General features: G+C 62.6%; 22 protein-coding genes. 9 read left to right on the top strand and 13 right to left on the bottom strand.

Annotated elements, in window-relative coordinates; all coding sequences use genetic code 11:
• Window positions 1-2: 2 nt before the first annotated feature.
• The 10 genes from MR935_RS02435 to MR935_RS02390 all read right to left on the bottom strand — a co-directional run bounded on the left by MR935_RS02435 (window position 3) and on the right by MR935_RS02390 (window position 7,299).
• Complete coding sequence (locus MR935_RS02435) at window positions 3-935, bottom strand: PepSY domain-containing protein (protein ID WP_290570722.1); 933 nt, start codon at window positions 933-935, stop codon at window positions 3-5.
• A gap of 112 nt (window positions 936-1,047) precedes the next feature.
• On the bottom strand, window positions 1,048-2,427 hold the full coding sequence (locus tag MR935_RS02430) for a sensor histidine kinase (protein ID WP_290570720.1): 1,380 nt from the start codon (window positions 2,425-2,427) through the stop codon (window positions 1,048-1,050).
• On the bottom strand, window positions 2,424-3,113 hold the full coding sequence (locus MR935_RS02425; RefSeq protein ID WP_290570718.1) for a response regulator transcription factor: 690 nt from the start codon (window positions 3,111-3,113) through the stop codon (window positions 2,424-2,426). The genes MR935_RS02430 and MR935_RS02425 overlap by 4 nt, the downstream gene beginning before the upstream one ends.
• A gap of 91 nt (window positions 3,114-3,204) precedes the next feature.
• Window positions 3,205-4,107, bottom strand: a complete 903-nt coding sequence (locus tag MR935_RS02420) for a hemerythrin domain-containing protein (RefSeq protein ID WP_290570716.1) — start codon at window positions 4,105-4,107, stop codon at window positions 3,205-3,207.
• Between the two features lie 472 nt (window positions 4,108-4,579).
• Entirely contained in the window at window positions 4,580-4,846 is a 267-nt protein-coding gene (locus MR935_RS02415; protein ID WP_290570714.1) for a GIY-YIG nuclease family protein, read from the bottom strand.
• A gap of 72 nt (window positions 4,847-4,918) precedes the next feature.
• Window positions 4,919-5,245 (bottom strand): hypothetical protein, encoded by a 327-nt coding sequence (locus MR935_RS02410; protein ID WP_290570712.1) that lies wholly within the window; start codon window positions 5,243-5,245, stop codon window positions 4,919-4,921.
• A 28-nt stretch (window positions 5,246-5,273) separates the two neighbouring features.
• Entirely contained in the window at window positions 5,274-5,471 is a 198-nt protein-coding gene (locus MR935_RS02405; protein WP_290570711.1) for a PspC domain-containing protein, read from the bottom strand.
• A gap of 58 nt (window positions 5,472-5,529) precedes the next feature.
• Complete coding sequence (locus tag MR935_RS02400) at window positions 5,530-6,363, bottom strand: hypothetical protein (RefSeq protein ID WP_290570709.1); 834 nt, start codon at window positions 6,361-6,363, stop codon at window positions 5,530-5,532.
• The gene (locus MR935_RS02395; protein ID WP_290570707.1) at window positions 6,360-6,986 is read right to left on the bottom strand and encodes a DUF1700 domain-containing protein; all 627 of its coding nucleotides are present in this window, start codon (window positions 6,984-6,986) and stop codon (window positions 6,360-6,362) included. Before MR935_RS02395 ends, MR935_RS02400 begins: the two co-directional genes overlap by 4 nt.
• A 4-nt stretch (window positions 6,987-6,990) precedes the next feature.
• Window positions 6,991-7,299 carry a PadR family transcriptional regulator gene (locus MR935_RS02390; protein ID WP_290570705.1) on the bottom strand — a complete coding sequence of 103 codons (309 nt, stop codon included), beginning with the start codon at window positions 7,297-7,299 and terminating at the stop codon, window positions 6,991-6,993.
• Window positions 7,300-7,599: 300 nt separating this feature from the next.
• Here MR935_RS02390 and MR935_RS02385 point away from each other — a divergent pair, with 300 nt between their 5' ends.
• From MR935_RS02385 to MR935_RS02350, 8 genes are all read left to right on the top strand, one after another.
• The gene (locus MR935_RS02385; protein WP_290570703.1) at window positions 7,600-8,667 is read left to right on the top strand and encodes a D-alanine--D-alanine ligase family protein; all 1,068 of its coding nucleotides are present in this window, start codon (window positions 7,600-7,602) and stop codon (window positions 8,665-8,667) included.
• The gene (gene murI / locus MR935_RS02380) at window positions 8,660-9,460 is read left to right on the top strand and encodes a glutamate racemase (RefSeq protein WP_290570701.1); all 801 of its coding nucleotides are present in this window, start codon (window positions 8,660-8,662) and stop codon (window positions 9,458-9,460) included. Before MR935_RS02385 ends, murI begins: the two co-directional genes overlap by 8 nt.
• 43 nt (window positions 9,461-9,503) lie before the next feature.
• Entirely contained in the window at window positions 9,504-9,935 is a 432-nt protein-coding gene (locus tag MR935_RS02375; RefSeq protein ID WP_290570699.1) for a DUF1934 domain-containing protein, read from the top strand.
• Between the two features lie 65 nt (window positions 9,936-10,000).
• Window positions 10,001-11,698: an arginine--tRNA ligase gene (argS, locus tag MR935_RS02370; RefSeq protein WP_290570697.1), complete on the top strand. Its 1,698-nt coding sequence runs from the start codon at window positions 10,001-10,003 to the stop codon at window positions 11,696-11,698.
• A 53-nt stretch (window positions 11,699-11,751) separates the two neighbouring features.
• Window positions 11,752-13,236, top strand: coding sequence for a S41 family peptidase (locus MR935_RS02365; protein WP_290570695.1), 1,485 nt, complete (start codon window positions 11,752-11,754; stop codon window positions 13,234-13,236).
• 39 nt (window positions 13,237-13,275) lie between these two features.
• On the top strand, window positions 13,276-14,325 hold the full coding sequence (locus tag MR935_RS02360) for a hypothetical protein (RefSeq protein WP_290570693.1): 1,050 nt from the start codon (window positions 13,276-13,278) through the stop codon (window positions 14,323-14,325).
• 44 nt (window positions 14,326-14,369) lie between these two features.
• Window positions 14,370-15,353 carry a 50S ribosomal protein L11 methyltransferase gene (gene prmA / locus MR935_RS02355; RefSeq protein WP_290570691.1) on the top strand — a complete coding sequence of 328 codons (984 nt, stop codon included), beginning with the start codon at window positions 14,370-14,372 and terminating at the stop codon, window positions 15,351-15,353.
• A gap of 335 nt (window positions 15,354-15,688) precedes the next feature.
• Window positions 15,689-16,072: an FMN-binding protein gene (locus MR935_RS02350; RefSeq protein WP_290570689.1), complete on the top strand. Its 384-nt coding sequence runs from the start codon at window positions 15,689-15,691 to the stop codon at window positions 16,070-16,072.
• A 284-nt stretch (window positions 16,073-16,356) separates the two neighbouring features.
• Here MR935_RS02350 and MR935_RS02345 read toward each other — a convergent pair whose 3' ends face one another.
• Complete coding sequence (locus MR935_RS02345; RefSeq protein WP_290570687.1) at window positions 16,357-16,593, bottom strand: AbrB/MazE/SpoVT family DNA-binding domain-containing protein; 237 nt, start codon at window positions 16,591-16,593, stop codon at window positions 16,357-16,359.
• 147 nt (window positions 16,594-16,740) lie between these two features.
• On the opposite strand from MR935_RS02345, the gene MR935_RS02340 reads away from it, so the two are divergent.
• Entirely contained in the window at window positions 16,741-16,968 is a 228-nt protein-coding gene (locus MR935_RS02340) for a helix-turn-helix domain-containing protein (protein WP_290570685.1), read from the top strand.
• A gap of 42 nt (window positions 16,969-17,010) precedes the next feature.
• Here MR935_RS02340 and feoB read toward each other — a convergent pair whose 3' ends face one another.
• On the bottom strand, window positions 17,011-18,954 hold the full coding sequence (gene feoB, locus MR935_RS02335; protein ID WP_290570683.1) for a ferrous iron transport protein B: 1,944 nt from the start codon (window positions 18,952-18,954) through the stop codon (window positions 17,011-17,013).
• Window positions 18,951-19,196 (bottom strand): FeoA family protein, encoded by a 246-nt coding sequence (locus MR935_RS02330; RefSeq protein ID WP_290570681.1) that lies wholly within the window; start codon window positions 19,194-19,196, stop codon window positions 18,951-18,953. The genes feoB and MR935_RS02330 overlap by 4 nt, the downstream gene beginning before the upstream one ends.
• Between the last annotated feature and the right edge of the window lie 98 nt (window positions 19,197-19,294).

Here is a 19,294-nt window from a genome sequence, read left to right as displayed (position 1 = left end):
TTTTAATCATAGATCGACTCGACATCCCACTCGCGTATCGAGCCGCTGTATCCGTCGATCGTGAACTCATATTCCATATTACCGTAGTAGATCTTGCCCTCATACTCGAGCCGTCCGTCGTCGTAGTCGGTCTTGAACTCGCGGATATTCGCGCGGGTCGCGCCGGGCACCTGCGCCAACGCCAGATCCTTGGCGGCATCCGCCGTGATTGAGCCTGTGCTGCTGCCGGTCTTAGCCGGCGGGGTGTAATACTCGGCATCATAATCGTAGCTCAGCACCTTGCCGCTGTACGCGTCGATCTCGTAGTCATACTCCTTGTAATCGGCGGTGTAGAACTCGACCTCGTAAACCTGACGGCCGTCGTCCCAGTCCAGATAGCTCTTGACGAAGGTGACCTGCGAGGTGCTCAGCCCGGCGTGCGCCAGCGCCTTGGCCTTGGCGTCGGCCTCGCTTATCACCGCCTGCCCGCTGTTCTGCGCCGCAGCAGCCGCATTCGCGGGCACAGTCGCGCCGGTCACCGCGTTGGGGGACTGCGCGGCGTTGTTCTGTGCAGGCTGCGCGGCGTTGTTCTGCGCGGGCTGGGTGGCGCCGAAGCTGTCCGCGTCAGTCACCAGACTGTCCTGCGCGGGCTGGGCGCTTTTGGCCGTGACGGCCGGTAGCTTACTGTCGATGATGACGCCGGTGGTCGCGTCGATGTCATATTCGTAGCTTTCGCCGTCCGCCGTAAAGGCCACCCGGTAATACTCCACGCCGTTGCGCGTATCCAGATCGGTATTGGTAAAGGTGATCTGCCCGGTGGACAGCCCCGCGCTCGAGGCCGCCAGCAGCTTTGCGGCATCCGCGCCAATATACTCCATCTTCGCATCCCCCTGCGCGCAGCCGCTGAGCAGCAGGGCGGTCAGCGCGAGCGCGCCAATCACGGAATGTTTTTTCATTGGTATGCACTCCTCTCTTGCCATTGGTCTTTTGCTTTCTGAGAATACTATACCGGCCAAATATGAAATTTACATGAAATTGCCAAAAAAAATTTTTGGCCTTCCGGCGCGGTCATTCGCCCACTGCTGCCGCGTCCGCGCCGCCCTTTTCCGCCAGCGGCAGGTGCAGCACAAACGAGCTGCCGATGCCCGGCACGCTCTCGAGCGTCATATGGCCGCCGTGCAGCTGCGCGATCTGCCGCACCATGGAAAGGCCCAGTCCCGCGCCCTGCGTTTCGCCGCTGCGGGCGGGGTCGACCTGATAAAACCGCTGCCAGATCTTGTCCTGCTGCTCGCGCGAGATGCCGATCCCGTCATCCCGCACGCAAAGCTGCGCCTCCTCGCCGTCTGCCGCAACCGAAACCCATACATGTCCGTCGGGCTTACCGTATTTGAAGGCGTTGTCCACCAGATTGCCGGCCAGCCGGGCGAGCAGCGCGGCGTCACCGCACACCGTCACCCCGGGCTGCACCGCGGCGCTCAGCCGCTCGGGCGGACGGCGCTGCTCGCGCAGCAGCTCCTCGACCAGCGCGCTGAGGTCGACCGTCTCCATCCGCGCCGATTCGGTGCCCTGATCGAGCCGGGTCATGCGCAAAAGCTGGTCGATCAGGCTGGACATCTTGTCCGCCTGCCGCGCGATCATCGCAATGGTCTCCTGCCGCTCCTCAGGCGTTTCATCGTATTTTTCCGCGTATTCGCAGGCGCCCTTGATAATGGATACCGGCGTGCGCAGCTCGTGCGAAGCGTCGGCCGTGAACTGCTTTTCGGCCTCGAACGAATGCTCGAGCCGGGCGAACAGCTGGTCAAACACCTGCGCCAGAGAGGAAAATTCATCCCGTCCCGGCGGCAGGCCGATGCGCCGCGACAGGTCCTTGGCCTCGCTGATGGCTGAGGCCGTAGCGTTGATCGCGTCCAGCGGCCGGAACGCCCGCCGGACGATCCGGTAGCCGCCGAGCGCGGCCAGTAGGAGAAAGACCGGCAGCGCGACCGCCGCCACCTGCAAAAAGCTGTACGCGATCTGGCGGCTGTCCGGCACTTCGAGCAGGCCGCGCAGCCACACGCCATCCTCCCAGCCGCTGGCCACCCAGAGGTCGAGCACCAGATACTCGGCCTGCTCGCCCTTTGCCGTGCGGATAACGCCTTTTTCAAAGCCCTCCACCCCGGCAAAGGAGACCGGCAGCTGCCCGGCCAGCAGCGATTCCTTGCTGCTGTACACGAGCGTGGAAACGCCGCTGCGGTAAAACTGAAAGCCCTCGTCGGTGTTCACCCGGCCGTCCTGCAAGCGCACCTGCGCGGCGGACGAGCGCAGCGTGCGGATAAGCTGCTCTCTGGACGTGCGCAGGATGACCGCGTTGCCGATGGCCAGCGTAAACGCGATCAGCAGCGCAGACAGAATGAACATCAGCAGCGTGATCCATATGGTGATCTTAGTCTTGACCGAGCATTTTCTCATGTCGTCCCCTTTTCGTCCTCGGCGCGGAGCACCCAGCCCACGCCGCGAATGGTGTGCAGCAGCCGTGTGTCGTGGCCGCCGTCTATCTTTTTGCGCAGCTTGCTGATGTACACATCGATATTATTCGAGCTGCCCGCGTATTCATAGTTCCATATCTGGTTTTCCAGCTGCTCGCGTGAAAGTACGATGCCCTGATTGCGCATCATATACTCCAAAATGGCAAACTCCTTGGGCAGAAGCGCGATCTCCTGCCCGGCGCGCGCGGCCGTGTGCCGCTGCGTGTCAACCGTCAGGTCGCCCAGCGTCAGCAGGTTGCTCCGCAGGCCGGTGTGCTTGCGCGTCATGGCGCGGATGCGGGCGAGCAGCTCGTCAAAATCGAACGGCTTTATCAGGTAGTCGTCCGCGCCGAGGTCAAGCCCCTTGACGCGGTCGGCCACCGTGTCGCGCGCGGTCAGGAACAGCACCGGCGTATCCACCCCCTGCTCGCGCAGGCGGCGCAGCAGCTCATAGCCGTCCATCCTCGGCATCATCACATCGAGTATGATCGCGTCATACGCCGCGCCCAAGAGGCAGTCGAGCGCCTCTTCACCGTTATAGCAGCCGTCGACGCTGTACCCGGCGCGGGTCAGCGTTTTGACGATCAGGCGGTTCATGTCCCGCGCGTCCTCCACCACTAAAACTCTCATTCCCTCTCCCCCTTTTATGATACAAAAACCGCCCACAGAACGGCAAAAAGCCGCGGGGGATGCCAAACGCGCAGTTTGTTCCCCCGGCGGCTTATTTTATTTTGGCCTCTCCCATATCCAAACAGATGGCAAAAAAGCCCATTGGCGTTTTGAACAGCAGGCCGTAGTCCGGTGCCTTTTTGGCCAGCCGCAAGCGTACCTGCTCCGCTGTGAGCAGCTGGTCGCCGGCAAATTGATACCGCGCGCTTTCGCTGGGAAAATACCCGCGCATATGCTGGAACATCATGTTGGACAGCTCCTTGGTCGCCGAAAGCACCATGGTATCTATCTCCTGAAAGCTGGTGGACAGCAGCACACCCGTGCCTTGCAGCACCAGCCGTTTTTCCAGCGAAACGATCAGGCGGACATATCCCTCGTCCATGATTGATTTGTAGCCGATGTCATAGTAAAGCGCGTCCCCGAAATCCTCGCCCTCATACTGGTCGTTGACCAGCTCGGCCGGCATCTGGAAAACACCCTTCATCACTTCGCTGACGCCCTCAGCCAGCTTTGCGACCACGCCCCGCTCGCTGAGCACCCGGCTTCTGTCCACGCCTCTGCCCACGATCGCCAGATCATCGCCAAGGTGTGCGGTAAACCAGCCCAGCCCGATGCCGACGAACCGCCGGATGGACTCCTCATCATAGTCGGACTCGATCAGATCCTTCTCCACTGAGGGTATGAGCTTATGGGTCGCCCGATCGTGCAGCTCCTTATGCCACTCGTAGTGCTCGTAGTCGATCGAGCGCATATATTCTTCTTCCTCGGCGCAGTGCGTGATCAGGTGGCTTTTGAAAAACTTGACGGCCTCGATGCAGGCGTAGCGGTGCATCTCATAGTCACCGCCTTCCAGCATCTTTATCACCCTCTGACAGACCGAAAGCAGCCTTTTATGTCCTGCGTCGATCACTTCCACACCCAAGGAATATGCATCATTCCATTGATAGTTATCCATATATTACCTCCTTCGCCTGTTATTTTGCCCCTTGCCCACCGGTATACCCGGTGAAAAATATAAAAGCACAGTTCACCCGTGCCGCAGCAGAGAATGAAACGCGCTTCTATAAATGTCCCAAGCAATGTAAAAGCGGAACGCTTTTATGCTTTTTCCTTATTTTATTCTGAAATACAATATCTGTCAAGTCCCTTGGCGACTTGCGCGAGGCGTCGCGCGCCCGCAGCGGCATAAGTACCGAACTGGCTGTCAGCCGTCAATTTTGTGCATATTGATGTAAATATGTCATTATTTTTTCACGACAATTACATGGTGTTTTGTTCGATATCAGTCTAAGCCATGCGCATTGCGGCGTTAATACAAACGCGGCCTTGCGCGGCGGCGCACGCCGAACGCACACCGCCGGGCAAAGCCGCTCAAAAAATTTTTTTGAAATTTTTTATCAAAAGATACTCAATCCTCTTTTGCGCGGTCATGGAACCGGGCAGCGCGCCTCCTGCGCGGCCAGCAGCGCTTCCTTTTCCGCGCGCGACAGGCGCTTGATCGCAGCCTCACGGCGCATGGCCTCGCCCCGCGTTGGGTGCGGCTCGCTGTACACCAGCCGCACCGGACGGCGGGCGCGCGTATATTTCGCTCCCTTACCGCTGTTGTGCGCGGCAAGGCGCGCGGCAAGGTCATTGGTCCAGCCGCAGTAAAGCGTGCCGTCCGCGCAGCGCAGCAGATAGGTATAGGCAGTCATTCGATCCCCCTAAGCGGTTTGGCAGACAACAAAACAGCCGACCGGAGCGTTTTCCCGGCCGGCGTTTCGGTTTCAGCTGTCTTCGTTCGTCTGCTGCTTTGCGGCAATGCGCTTTTTATCAAAATGCCGGGCGATGCCATAGCCCACAAGGGCGCACGCCAAGCCGCACACAGTCGCGCTGGGCACGGGCAGACCGGCCAGACCGATCAAGCCGTTGAGAATATAGCCGCCGGCAAAGCCGATCGCCGCGCCATGAAAGCACCGGCGCGGCAGGCCGAAGATCTGCACGTCGGCCGGGTCGATATCCTCCTCCCCGACGGGTTCATCCTGCGCGGCGGGCAGGGCGGCGTCCTCCTCCGCCGGGAGGGAGGCATCGTCAATCCGCTCGTTTTCAGCCATGTGGGGCACATCCTCTCATTTACGGGATTTACTGGACGGCGCTCTGCGTCGGAATGATGATCGCGGCGATGATATAGGCAACCACGCCGGAAAAGCCAAGGCAGCACAGAAAGACCCAAGCGAGACGCACGAGCGTCGGGTCGATATTGAAATAGTCCGCGATGCCGGCGCAAACGCCGCACAGCATCCGGTTGGACTCGCTGCGGTAGAGCTTTTTGCCATTCATAGTAAAGTCTCCTTTTTCTTTATCATACGTTGTTTTGCGCGCCGCGTCAAGTGGTGTTTCAGTTGGCGGTGATCGTGATGGAAGCCGACTCGGCCTTCAAGTCCAGCTCATACGGCAGCTCACCGGTGCCGCGCTCGGCGTGCAGAATGCCCGATGTGCCGCCCGCGAGCACCTCGCCGTTGAACAGAATCGCGCCGCCGCTCGTCTTTGCTTCCACATGAAAATCCTCGGCGCGGCCGGTAAGCGAGGCGAGCAGCGTCCCGTCGCTGACATTCAGGTCGATATCCGGCGAGCCGACGCTGCTGATGTCGGCCGTGGCGCCGACCAGCGCCAGCGCGAATTCTTCGGCTTCGAGCGCCGCGTCGACCGTCAAACCGCAGTCATGCGCGGAGATGAATATCTCATCATAGCGCACATCCTTGACCGGCAGCGTGATAACGACCGGCTCGTCCCCAGCGGAAGACAGGCGAAGCCGCCATTCGCCGTCCGCATACTCGCTCCGCGTGATCGCGGACGGGTCGGAGACATCAAAATCGCCGCCGCCTTCGATTCGGAACGTGCCGCCGGTCAGGCGGAGATCCAGCCCATCGATCCAGTCGACCGATACCGAGGGGAGGTTGTTTGCGGTGCGGTAAAGCGCGTCGTCGACCGCATCGCGGCGGCGCACGGTGTAATCGTCCGCCCATCCGTCGAAAAAGTCCTCCGTCCGGTCAGGCAGCTCGCGCGCCGCGCCGCGCAGATAATCCGCCGCGTCTTTCGCGGCCTCGCGCGCCGAGTGCAGCCTGCCGTCGTAGTATACGCTGTACAGCTCGCCGCCCATAGCCGCGCCGCCAATCTTCAGCGCGCAGCCCACCAGCCCGACGAGCAGGCAAGCAATCACCAGTTTCTTCATTGCGTCACGCTCCTTCCTCTCAGCTTGTCAAACGGCCAGCGCAGCGCGGCCACCAAGCCGCGGAACACCGGCGGCACAAACAGCACGCACAGCTTGATAAACAGCAGCCCCAGCAGCGCGCCGGCCGCCATACACATCAGCCCCGTGCCCAGCGTGACCAGCGCATTTGCCGGGTGCAGCCACAGAAAGCAGGAGAAAACCACCAGCGCCCCGCCGCCGAGCAGCAGGCTGAGCGGCAGCACAGCGGCAACGATCAGCAGCGCCGCCGCAATCGCAACCACGGCGAGGAGCACGCCCACCAGCGTCACGATGAGCGGCGCACCGAACACGAGCGCCAGCAGCACGATGGCCAGCAGCGCCCACGGACTCATGCCCTTGCCGCCGCGCTTACCGGGTACATCCTGCTGCTGCGGCGGCGGCACGGCGGTCAGCTCGCGATAGTCGGCCAGTATCTGCGCGGCCACCCGCGCGGGGTCGCCCAGCTCGTCGATGACCCGCTGCTCGTTTTCCGGCCCCGCGTCGTCGAAATACTCCTCATAATAGCGCAGGGCGCCCGCGCGCTCCTCCTCCGGCAGCACGGCCAACGCGGCGCGCAGCGCGGCCATGTATTCGTTTCTGCTCATCGCTTCATCCTCCAAAAAAGATCGTGTCGATGCCGTTGCGGTAGTTTTGCCAGTCGATCCGGTGCTGGCGCAGCCGCGCGCGTCCATGCTCGGTGATGCGGTAATAGCGGCGGTTGCGCCCGGCAAAGTTTTCATCGTAGGTCGTCAGGCAGCCGTCCTTTTGCAAGCGGCGCAAAACGGGATACAGGGTCGATTCGGATATATCCAGCACCTGCTGCACATCCTGTGTGATGCGGTAGCCGTAAGTGCTCTCCCGCTCGACCACGGCCAGCACAACGCCGTCAAGCAGGGAGGAGGCAATCGGGTATGACATGAAACCACCTCCGTACAGTTGCGCCCGGACACGGCCGGGCAAGCATTTTGTTTGTGTGTCAATATTATATTATATATAATATAATCTGTCAACTGCTATTTCAAGAAATTTTTCAGCAGACAGCCGCGCCCGCGCGAAGCGCCGCTTATGCAAGGATGCGGTGTTGCCCGCTGTAAATTTTGTGAAAACGGCGCGCGGAAAACCGCGTTTTCGCATTGTATTCACAGCGCAAAGGGCGTATAATATAGACTGTATATCAATGTCAATCTGACAGCAGAGAGAAGGAGCGTATCCCAAGGCATGAAGTTAGCGGTATTGTTTGGCGGCGTGTCGAGCGAGCACGAGGTCTCGTGCCTGTCCGCGGCGTCCATTCTGCGCAATCTCGATTCGGACAAATATGATATCCACGCGGTCGGCATCACCAAGGAGGGCGCGTGGCGGTATTACCCGCACCACGACCCCGACCGGGTCGAGGACGGCTCGTGGGCGAGCCAGCCCTCGCTGATACCGGCCATCCTCTCGCCCGACCGTGCGACGCACGGCATGGTGCTGCACGGCGGCGCGGGTGAGGCTGTCCGGCTGGACTGCGTTTTCCCTGTGCTGCACGGCGAGGGCGGCGAGGACGGCGCGGTGCAGGGCCTGCTCGAGCTGGCGGGCATCCCTTATGTCGGCTGCGGCGTGGCGGCCAGCGCCAACTCGATGGACAAATCCATCACCAAGGTGCTGGTAGAGCAGGCGGGCGTGCGGCAGGCGCGCTATTACCTCGCTCTGCGGCACGATTTTGCGCGTGACCCCGAAGGGGTGGTGCGCGCGGCGGCTGACGCGATCGGTTCGTATCCGGTGTTCGTCAAGCCCTGCTCGCAGGGCTCGTCGGTAGGCGTTGCCAAGGCGGGCGACCGCGCGGCGCTGGCCGAGGGACTGTCCGCCGCCTTCCGGTATGACTACAAGGTGCTGGTTGAGGAGTATGTCGACGGGCAGGAGGTCGAGTGTGCCGTGCTCGGCAACCAAGCGCCGGTCGCCTCACCGGTCGGTGAGATCGCGCCGACGCAGGCGTTCTACACCTTTGACGCCAAGTATCACGACGCAAGCTCCAAGCTGTACATCCCCGCCCGCATCACTGACGAGCAGCGCGAGACCGTGCGGCAAAACGCGCTGCGCGTTTATGCCGCGCTCGGCTGCCGCGGCCTGTCCCGCGTGGACTTTTTCGTGCGCCGCGCGGACGGCGCGGTCGTGTTCAACGAGCTCAATTCGATACCGGGCTTTACCTCGATCAGCATGTATCCCAAGCTGTTCGACCACGCGGGTATGCACTATCCGGCGCTGCTCGACCGCCTGATCGAACTGGCGCTGGAGGCGCACAATGGATAACCGCGCGATCGGCGTGTTCGACTCCGGCCTTGGCGGGCTGACCTGCGTGCGCCGCCTGCATGAGACCATGCCGCAGGAGAGCATCATCTATTTCGGGGACACCGGCCGCGTGCCCTACGGCACCCGGGGACGGGACACGATCATCAAATACGCCCGGCAGGACATCCGCTTTCTGCTCGGCTATGACCTCAAGGCCATTGTGGTCGCGTGCAACACGGCCTCGGCCGCCGCGCTGGACACCGTGCGCCACGAGTTCGACCTGCCCATCTTCGGCACGGTCGAGCCCTCGTGCGACAAGGCGCGCTGCGTGACGCGGGAGGGACGCATCGGCGTGATCGGCACGGCCGCGACCGTGCGCAGCGGCATCTACGAGCACCGGCTGCGCGCGGCCGACCCGGCGCTGACCGTGTACACCGCGGCCTGCCCGCTGTTCGTGCCGCTGGTCGAGAACGGGCGCGTACACCGGGGCGATATCGTGATCGAAACGGTCGTGCGCGAGTATTTGCAGCCCATGCGGGACGCCGGGGTGGACACGCTCATCCTCGGCTGCACGCACTATCCGCTGCTGCACGACGTGATCGCGGACTTTATGGGCGCGGGCGTGACGCTGGTCGACTCGGGCGCGGAGGCCGCCAACGCGGTGCGCCGCGCGGTCGAGCCGGCGCAGGTCGGCGCGGGCGGGACACAGTACTTCGTCTCGGACGATCCGCAGGGCTTCGCCCAGCTTGCCGGCCTGTTTTTGCAGGAGGATGTGCACGGCGAAGCCGGCCTGATCGACATTTCGGCCTATTGAGCGCCCTTTTTCTATATAATATAGATAAAATCGGAGTATGGATATGAAAAAAGACGTTTGGCTGGCGATCACCTCGACGCAGCACTTCTCAGGCTGCGAGGAGGAGCAGATCGACCTGGTCACGGCGGCCACGCTGTATGAGCGCGCCGGAAAATACTACATCGCTTACGATGAAACCGAGCTGACCGGGCTGGAGGGCACACGCACGACTGTCAAGCTTGACGGCAAGCGGGTCACGCTCATCCGCACGGGCGCTTACCCCTCGCATATGCTGTTTGCCGAGGATGAGCGGCACGTCGGCCTGTATCAGACCGCAGTCGGCACCGAAATGACCATCGCCACACATACCTCGCACATTCGCAACACGATCGGCGAGATGGGCGGCAACCTCGTGATCGACTACACGGTCGAGGTCGAAGGCTCGCTTATGGGACAGCACCATTTTGAGATGTGTGTGGCCGCACTGCCGCAGTAAAACAGAGATGCGGACGGGACGTTATCCGCCCGCCGCGCAAAATAAACCGGAGGTTTTGACAAACAATGAACGCATATGAATTCGCGCGCGCCGAGGCGACCCGGGTCGTCGAGGCAGCTTACCGCAAGGCGTCCGCCGCGGGCGCGCTGCCCGCGGGCGACATCCCGCCCGTTACCGTGGAAACGCCCAAGGACGCCGCCAACGGCGACTGGGCCTGCACCTTCGCCATGCAGTGCGCCAAACCGCTGCGCATGGCGCCCCGCCGCATCGCTGAGGTGCTTGTGGACAGCCTTGACCTGTCGGGCAGCTGCTTTGACACGGTCGAGATCGCGGGGCCGGGCTTTCTGAATTTCACGCTCGGGCAGAGCTGGTACGAAAAAGCCGTGCGCGCTATCGGCCAGCTGGGCGCGGACTATGGCCGCACCCAGACGGCCAAGCCGGAAAAGGTCATGGTCGAATTCGTCTCGGCCAACCCCACCGGGCCGATGCACATGGGCAACGCGCGCGGCGGTGTGCTGGGCGACTGTCTGGCCGAGGTGCTCGCGTGGGCGGGCAACGATGTGACGCGCGAGTTTTATATCAACGACGCGGGCAATCAGGTGGATAAATTTGCCCACTCGGTAGAGGGACGGTATATCCAGCAGGTGCGCGGTGAGGACGCGATCGACTTCGACCCCTCTTGGTACCAGGGCGACGATATCCGCGCGCTCGCGCACGAGCTGGTCGAGCAATACGGCGACAGCCTGCTGGACAAGACCCCCGAGGAGCGCTTTGCCGTCATCGCGGGCTACGGCCTGCCGGCCAACATTGCGCGCATGGAGCGCGACCTGAAGCGCTACAAGATCGACTACGACGTGTGGTTCCGCGAGAGCACGCTGCACGATTCCGGCTATGTCAAGGAAACCATCGACCTGCTGACCGAAAAGGGTGCGACCTACGAGACCGAGGACGGCGCGCTCTGGCTGCGCAGCACGGCCTTCGGCTGCGACAAGGACGATGTGCTGCGCCGCGCCAACGGATTTTACACCTACTTCGCGGCCGACATCGCCTATCACCGCAACAAATTTGCCGAGCGCGGCTTCGACCGCGTCATCAACATCTGGGGCGCCGACCACCACGGCCATGTCAAGCGCCTGCAATGCGCGCTCGACGCGCTCGGACTGGACGGCTCGCACCGGCTGGAGATCGTGCTGATGCAGCTGGTGCGCATGATGCAGGGCGGCGAGGTCGTGCGCATGTCCAAGCGCACCGGCAAGAGCCTGACGCTGACCGACCTGCTCGACGAGATCCCGGTCGACGCGGCGCGCTTCTTCTTCAACTCCCGCGCGGCCGAGACCCAGATGGAGTTCGACCTCGACCTTGCCATCCGGCAGGATTCGGACAACCCGCTGTATTATGTGCAGTATGCCCATGCACGCATCTGCTCGGTCATCAAAAACTGTGTGCAGGACGGCGTGGCCATGCCTGACCTGTTAACCGTCGACCTGTCCGTGCTGACCGGCGCGGACGAGCGCAGGCTCATCAAGCAGCTCGCGCTGCTGCCCGAGGAGATCGCGCAGGCCGCCGCAGGCCGCGACCCCTCGCGCCTGAACAAGTACGCCGTCGCGCTCGCGCAGCAGTTCCACCACTTCTACAACGCCTGCCGCATCAAGTGCGACGACCCGGCGCTGTGCGCGGCGCGCCTTGCGCTGTGCATTGCCGCGCGGCAGACCATCGCCAACACGCTGGGACTGATCGGCGTGGACGCGCCGGAGACCATGTAAACGCCGCATCCCGCGCACAAAACATGTTTTACCGCTGATAAATGGAGAATAGCATGAAAAAACTAGCAAGAAGGCTGGCTGCGCTGGCGCTCTCCGCCGCGCTGCTGGTCACGCCCGCGGGCGCGGTCACTAAGGACGGCGAGAGCGAGACGTGGTTTGACAGCGTGTGGGCGCTGATCGACATGTTCGGCCTAAAGGCCGAGGACGACCCCTATGTGCTGCAAAACTACATCAACAAATACCTGCAAAAGCACCCGGAGGAGCTGTACGAGGTCGTAAACGATATCCTTTCGCTGCTGGACACGCATTCGATGTACCTGTCGGCCGAGGAATACTCGCAGGGCTTTTCCCAGCTGGAGGGCTACGTCGGCATCGGCGTTGCGCTGGAGCAGACCGCCGCGGGCGCGCGGGTGGGAGACGTTGTCCGCTACTCCGCGGCGGACGAGGCCGGCATCCGCACCGGCGACCTGATCATCGCCGTGAACGGCAAGGACACGACCGCTATGAACATCGCGCAGATCGCCGAGCTGCTGCGCGGCAAGGAGGGGACGCGGGTGACGCTCACCCTGCGCCGGCAGGGGCGCGATATCGAGGTCAGCTGTGTGCGCCGCCAGATCAACCAGGTGTATGTGTCCGGGCGGACACTGTCGGACGGCGTGGAGTACATCAAGGTCGCCGCCATGGGCTCGGAAAACGACTGGAAGGCCTTTTCCGAGCTCTGGGAAGGGCTGGATGAGAAGAACACCCGCGCGCTCGTGCTCGATCTGCGCGGCAACGGCGGCGGCCTGATCGACGTGGCCTTCCAGATGGCCGACGCCATCGTGCAGGCGAAGGATACGCCCCTCGCCTCGATCCGCTACCGAGCGGATATGGGCGGCGCGCAGACCACCTACTCATCGGGCGGCGGCCTGCCGCTGAACAAGGTGGTCGTGCTGGTGGACGGCGGGACGGCCTCGGCCGCCGAGCTGCTCGCCGGCAGCCTGCGGGACACCGGCTCGGCCACGCTGCTCGGCACACAGACCTACGGCAAGGGACAGGGTCAGTTCCACCTTGAGCTGATAAACGGCGACAAGCTCATCATCACCACGCTGGAGATGGAGCTGCCCCGCACCGGTGCGTATGAGGGCGCGGGACTAACGCCCGACATCCTGCTTGAAAATCGGCAGGTGACGATCGACCGCGCGGCGCTCACGCCGCTGGACACCGGCAAAGCGCTGCGCTTCGGCGACCGGTCGGACGCGGTTTACGCCATGACCGAGCGCCTTGCGCTGCTCGGCCTGCTGCCGGGCGCGACCGAGGTGTTTGACGGACAGGTGCTCGACGCGGTCAGCGCCTTCCGCGCCAGCTATGCCCTGCCCGCCGATCTGTACGCCTCGCCCGCCATGCTGTCGGCGCTGGACGGGGCCATGCGCACGCTCGACGGCCAGACCCTGCTGCTCGACGAGCAGCTTTACACCGCGCACGAGATCTGCCGTCTGGCCGCGGCAAAGCCGCAGCAGTATGTCAGCCTGCCCGACGGCAGCTGGCGAGCCAAATGACGACCGCCCCATACCGATCTTTTCTGGGAGGAACGTACCTTGGAGCTACCGTTATATCCGCCGGCCGACCCGGACGGCAAACCGCAGATCATCCTGACCGACGCGGCCGCGCTGCCGCTCTGCTTTGCGCGGCCTGCGCGCTTCGCGGCGGCCATCGCGCCTGACGGCGCAGCCTGCGCAGCATGGGCAGCGCAGCTCGAGCCGCTGCCGGTCGGCCTGACGCTGACCTGCCCGCCCCTGCCTGACGAAGAAAGCTGCCCCCGCCCCGCGACCGTGCACTATATCGGCCTTTGCAAGGCCGCGTTTCGCAGCCTGCTGCACGATGCCGCCGCGTTTTACTGCCTGCGCGGCGCGCAGACCTTTGCCGCGCTGCGCGCCGCCGCGCTCGCGCTGGGAGACCTGTCCGGCCGCACGGTGATCGCCGAGCTGGGCATAGAGGACGACGAGGGGCATCTGGCCGACGGCACCGAGGTGCGCGCGGCTGTGGGCGTATTGCAGCGCATCGGCGTGTCCACTGTCATCCTGACCGCGCACGACCCCGCCGCGCTGACCGCGGCGCTCGATCTGGCCGCGCCTTACGCGCGCATTTCGCTGGGCGTGTCGGTGCATTCAGCTTGGCTGCGCGCGCAGACGACGCTGTACAACACCGAATTCTTCCTGCCGGTCGAGCATGACGATGAGGCACGCCTGCTCGAAGCGGTCGACGCGCACAGCGCTTCGCGCACTGTGCCGCGCGACCACGACGATTTCATCCTCGCGCCCGATGGGCGGCACGCGCACTTCATCGACCCGACCATCGACATGTCCGACGAGATCGAGTGCGGCCCCCGGCTGGGCGAGGCACTGATCGACGCGGAGGACGAGGCGGGCGCGCTCAAGCTGGTGCTGGAGACCGAGGACGACGTGATCGCGCTTGAGGAGCACCGCTATATGCTCTCGCGTCCGCTCTGCCTGTGCGCCGAATCGGCCGAGCTGCTCGAGCAGGGGCTGAGGATTTATCCCGGCCTTGCGCTGTATGACGGCACATGGGAGCAGCCCGAGGACGTGCTGCACTATCTGGAACAGAAGTACGGCCTTATCCGCCTTTGATGCATGAAAAGCCGCATCCTGCGGCGCAAGGAAGGAGCACCATTTTGGACTGGAAAGAGATCACGATCTACACGACCACCGCGGGCATCGAGCCGGTCGCGGCGGCGCTGGAGGAGAACGGCGTAGAGGGCTATGTGCTGGAGGACGCTGCGGATTTTGAGGAATTTCTCAAGGATACCGAGATATACTGGGACTATGTGGATGAAGATCTGGTGCGCGAAAAGCGCGCGCAGGAAACCTGCCTGAAGATCTACCTGTCCGACGACGAGGCGGGCGCGGCGCAGCTTGCGGCCATCCGCGCGGCGCTGGACGAGCTGCGCGCGCAGGACACGGATGGACGCTGGGGCCGCCTTGCGACCGACACCGCGACCACCCGCCAGCAGGACTGGGAGTGGGGCTGGAAGCAGTACTTCAAGCCCTTTCCGGTCGGGCGGACGTTTCTCATCAAGCCCTCGTGGGAGACGGTTGAGGACGCACAGGGGCGGCGGATACTCGAAATCGACCCGGCCTCAAGCTTTGGCACAGGCAGCCACGACACCACCCAGCTTTGCATCGCCGCGCTTGAGGATACCGTGCGCGGCGGCGAGCGCCTGCTTGACATGGGCACCGGCTCGGGCATTCTGGCGATCGCGGCGGCCATGCTGGGCGCGCAGGTCGAGGCGGTGGTCGATATCGACCAAAACTGCCTGCAAACCGCGCAGGAAAACGCGGCGAAAAACGGCGTTGTGATCGGCCGCAGCCTGTGCGGCGATGCGCAGCGCAGCCCGGCGCTCGCCCGCGAGATCGGCGGCGGGTATGACGTCATCGTGGCCAACATTGTGGCCGATGTCATCATCGGCATGGCCGCGCTGTTTGCCGAAAAGCTCGTGCCGGGCGGCACGCTGATCTGCTCGGGCATTCTCAACGAACGCGCGGACGAGGTGCGTGCCGCGCTCGAGCAAAACGGCTTTTCCGTGCAGGCGCACCTGCGCGGGGGCGATTGGAGCGCCTTTGTCGCCCACAGCCGCCGCCCCACCGCTGTGCTTTGACCAACGAGACTGTACCCGGCATCCTTTTCGCTTGTCCAATCGGTACTGTCATCCACAGCGCCGTATATCAGACCAAAAAGGTAGTTCTTGACAGCCGATGTGCCGCGGTTTATAATACTTCTGTAAAATCGCAAAAAAGCGCAAAGATCGGGAAGGTGTGCATCAATCGCCATGGCGGATGCTGACGGCGTGTCCACCCCCAAGCGCGAACGAAAAAACTATGTGAAAGCTGCATCCGCGTGGATATCCCCTCAGAGCTGCAATCCATATGTGGCTTGAACAGCTGGGACGATCCAACAGGGGCGGCTGAACCGGGTCAAACGGAGGAGAGAAAAATGAAGAAACGAATTTTTGCGTCTACATGTGCAGCTTGCTGCCTGTTGGCTCTGGCCGGATGCGGCGCTTCCGGTGCGGACGGTAAAACCGATTCCGCAGCCGGCGAAGCCACGGGCTGGACTGACGGCACCTATACGGAAACAGCAACGGGCAAGAATGGCGATTTTGAGGTAACGGTCGTTATTCAGGACGGCAATATCGCCAGCGTCACCGTCGGAGACAATCAGGAAGACATGGATAAGGGCGGCGTTGCCATCGCGCAGCTTCCGGACAAAATCGTAGAGGCGCAGTCCTATGAGGTGGACGCCGTTTCCGGTGCGACGATTACATCCGAAGGAATCAAGTCCGCTGTAGCAAAATCTTTGGAGCAGGCCACCAAGTAATATAGGCCGGTGCGCCGGGAGAAAAGAGCGGAAATCAGATGACAGCCCGGTCAAATGTAGGCGGGGGCCGCCGTCAGATAACTGAACTCAATAACGATTGAAAGAAATAACCGCTTCATTTTAGTCGATGGGGCGGTTATTTCGCATGTATAGTCAGAATATGCGGCAAAAAGACCGGCCGCATCATCGCACGCATAAACAGAAAAACAGGCGAGACAACCCAAATGGCACGGGGTTTCTCGCCTGTTCTGTTTTGCGCGGACAGTACAAAAAAGCGGAAGCTGTCAGATGTCCGCCAGCGCGATTTGCAGGCATTTTTCGCAGATGGCCTTGCCGTTGACATGCCGCAGCCCTTCGCCGGAGCCGCACAGCCGGCAGTACGCGCCCTGCGGAATCAGGGTAATGCATTTGTGTGCAAGGTCAAGGCCAACAGTCAGTGCCTGCCCGGGTACAAGGCCGAGCGCGTCGCGGATATCGGCGGGGATAACGATTCGTCCCAACTCGTCCAGTTTGCGGTTCATTGTGAATGTCACTCCTCTTTTATATATTGAAAATTACCATATGTAAATTGTAAATCTTGAATCATATGCTGTCAATACACAAATAGATATTATGAATACATTCTGATATGCAAACTTCACGGATACACTATTCGTGAGGTGGTCGAAGTGGATTTCAAATATTCGGATAAATATAGGAAATTCGGACTGAATGTGGCGTACTATCGCAAGGATAGGCGATTTACGCAAGAAAGTCTGGCGGAAGCAATTGATGCTGACCGCTCAACGATTGCAAAAATTGAAAATGCAACAGTTGGTGCAACGCTTGACATGCTGTTTTCTATCGCCGACGCGCTCGAGGTCGAGCCGTACAAGCTGCTTGAATTTCGGGACTGAGACAAAGCCAAAAGCCCGCCTGCTTACGCAGACGGGCTTTCTTCATGCTATGCCCACAAGCCGGCACACCGTGCTCACCGCAAAGCACAGCGCAAGCCCAAAGGCCGCCGGCAGCGCCACCGCCGCAAGTGTCCATTTGACGCTGCGGCTCTCCTTCCAGATGGTCAGGCAGGTGGTCGAGCATGGCCAGTGCGCCACCGTGAACAGCAGGGTGCACAGCGCGGTCACCCCCGTCCAGCCGTTCTGCACCAGCAGCGCGCGAAAGGAAAAGAGGTCGCTCACCTCGGCCAACGTGCCTGTAGACAGATAACCCATGACGATAAGCGGCATGACCAGCTCGTTTGCCGGAAAGCCGAGCACAAACGCCAGCAGGATGACACCGTCCAGCCCGATCAGCCGACCAAAAGGGTCGAGCAGCGCGGTCAAATGCTGAAAGACCGGCGTACCGCCCACGCTGACATTGGCCAGCAGCCAAATCAACGCACCCGCGGGTGCGGCCACCGCGACCGCGCGGCCGAGCACGAACAACGTCCGGTCGAACACGCTGCGCACGATCACCCGGCCGACCTGCGGCGCACGGTAGGGCGGCAGCTCCAGCGTGAACGAGGACGGCACACCCCGCAGCACCGTGGCCGACAGCAGCCGCGAGGCCGCAAGCGTCAGCGCCACGCTGCCCGCGATCACGGCGGTCAGCAGCAGCGCACCGCCCGCCGCGCTGCCCGCGAAAAACACCGCGCACAGAAAAATCAGCAGCGGAAACCGGCCATTGCACGGCGCAAACGAGTTGGTCAGCATAGCGATCAACCGCTCACGCGGCGAGTCAATGATGCGGCAGCCGGTCACACCGCAGGCGTTACACCCAAATCCCATACACATCGAAAGGCTTTGTTTACCGCAGGCGTGCGCACGGTGGAAGGCGTGGTCTAGCTGAAACGCCACACGCGGCAGGTAGCCCGCGTCCTCGAGCAGCGTAAACAGCGGGAAGAAAATGGCCATCGGCGGCAGCATGACCGAAACGACCGTGGCCGTCACGCGCCATATGCCGTCGGCCACAAGCGAAACGAGCGGCTGCGGCAGGCCGAGCGCACTCAGCCGCGCGGCAAGCGGCGCGGTCAGGCCGAGCAAATGCCCACTGAGCCACTGGCTTGGCACGTTTGCGCCAAAGAGCGTGATGTAAAACACCAGCGCGAGCAGCAAAAGCATGAGCGGCAGGCCGAAACGGCGGCTGAGCAGCACACGGTCAAGCAGGCGATCGCGGCGGCACGCATCCTCGCCCGTGCGCACACAGGTCATCGCGATCTCCTCGGCGCGCAGCGCGGCGGAGGCGGTCAGCATATCGTCCACCTGCTCGGCGGTCATGCCCTCGGGCGGGGTACGGCGCAGCGCGTCCAACGCGGCAGCACGGGGCAGCGGGCTTTGCGCAGCGGCCTGCTCCAGCACGGCGGGATAGCGGATGGACGCGACCTGTGTCGGCGCGCCTGTGTCGGCGGCGCGGCACACCGCACGGGTCAGCTGCGGCAGGCCATCCCCCCGGCGCGCGGCGCAGGGAATGACCGGGATGCCAAGCTCGGCTTTGAGCGCATTTACGTCGATCTGGATGTGCTTTTTGCGCGCTTCGTCCATCAGATTCAGACATAGAACGACGTTGGGCGTCACCTCAAGCACCTGCAGCACAAGAATCAGGTTGCGCTCAAGGCAGGTCGCGTCCGCGACAAGCACAGTCACATCGGCTTCGCCCGATTGCAGAAAATCGCGCGCGGCGGCCTCCTCCTGTGAGCGGGCGCGCAGTGAATAAGTACCCGGCAGGTCAACCAGCGTCAGCTGCCGGTCACCGCACCGCAGCGTGCCGTGGGCATCCGCGACAGTCTTGCCCGCCCAGTTGCCTGTGTGCTGGCGGCTGCCGGTCAGCGCGTTAAACACGGTCGATTTGCCCACGTTGGGATTGCCCGCCAGCGCGGCTACCGGCGTGCGGGTCGTGCGCGTCATGCAAGCACCCCCAGCTCGACCTGTGCCGCGTCATCCGCGCGCAGCGCGATCACCGCGCCCCGAATCAGGTAGGCGGTCGGGTCACCCGCAGCGGCGCGCTGCAAGCAGGTCACGCGCGTGCCGGTCACCAGCCCGAGGTCTTGCAGGCGCCGCCGCATCCCGCCGGAGAGGTGCAGCGCGTGTACACGCGCCTGTCCGCCTTCGGGCAGGTCGGTCAGCGCGAAAAATTTTGTATCCTCCATGGTCTCAGCCCTCACTTATGGATTTGACGGCGCGCACCGGGTAGATGCGCGGTCAATCCATGCTATGCGGCGGCCGGGTATCGGGTGAAAACGACGGC

The sequence above is a fragment of the Agathobaculum sp. genome (assembly GCF_022775115.1).
Taxonomy (GTDB): Bacteria; Bacillota; Clostridia; order Oscillospirales; family Butyricicoccaceae; genus Agathobaculum.
Note: the sequence above shows the minus strand (reverse complement) of the source record. Positions and strands in the feature narration are given on the sequence as shown.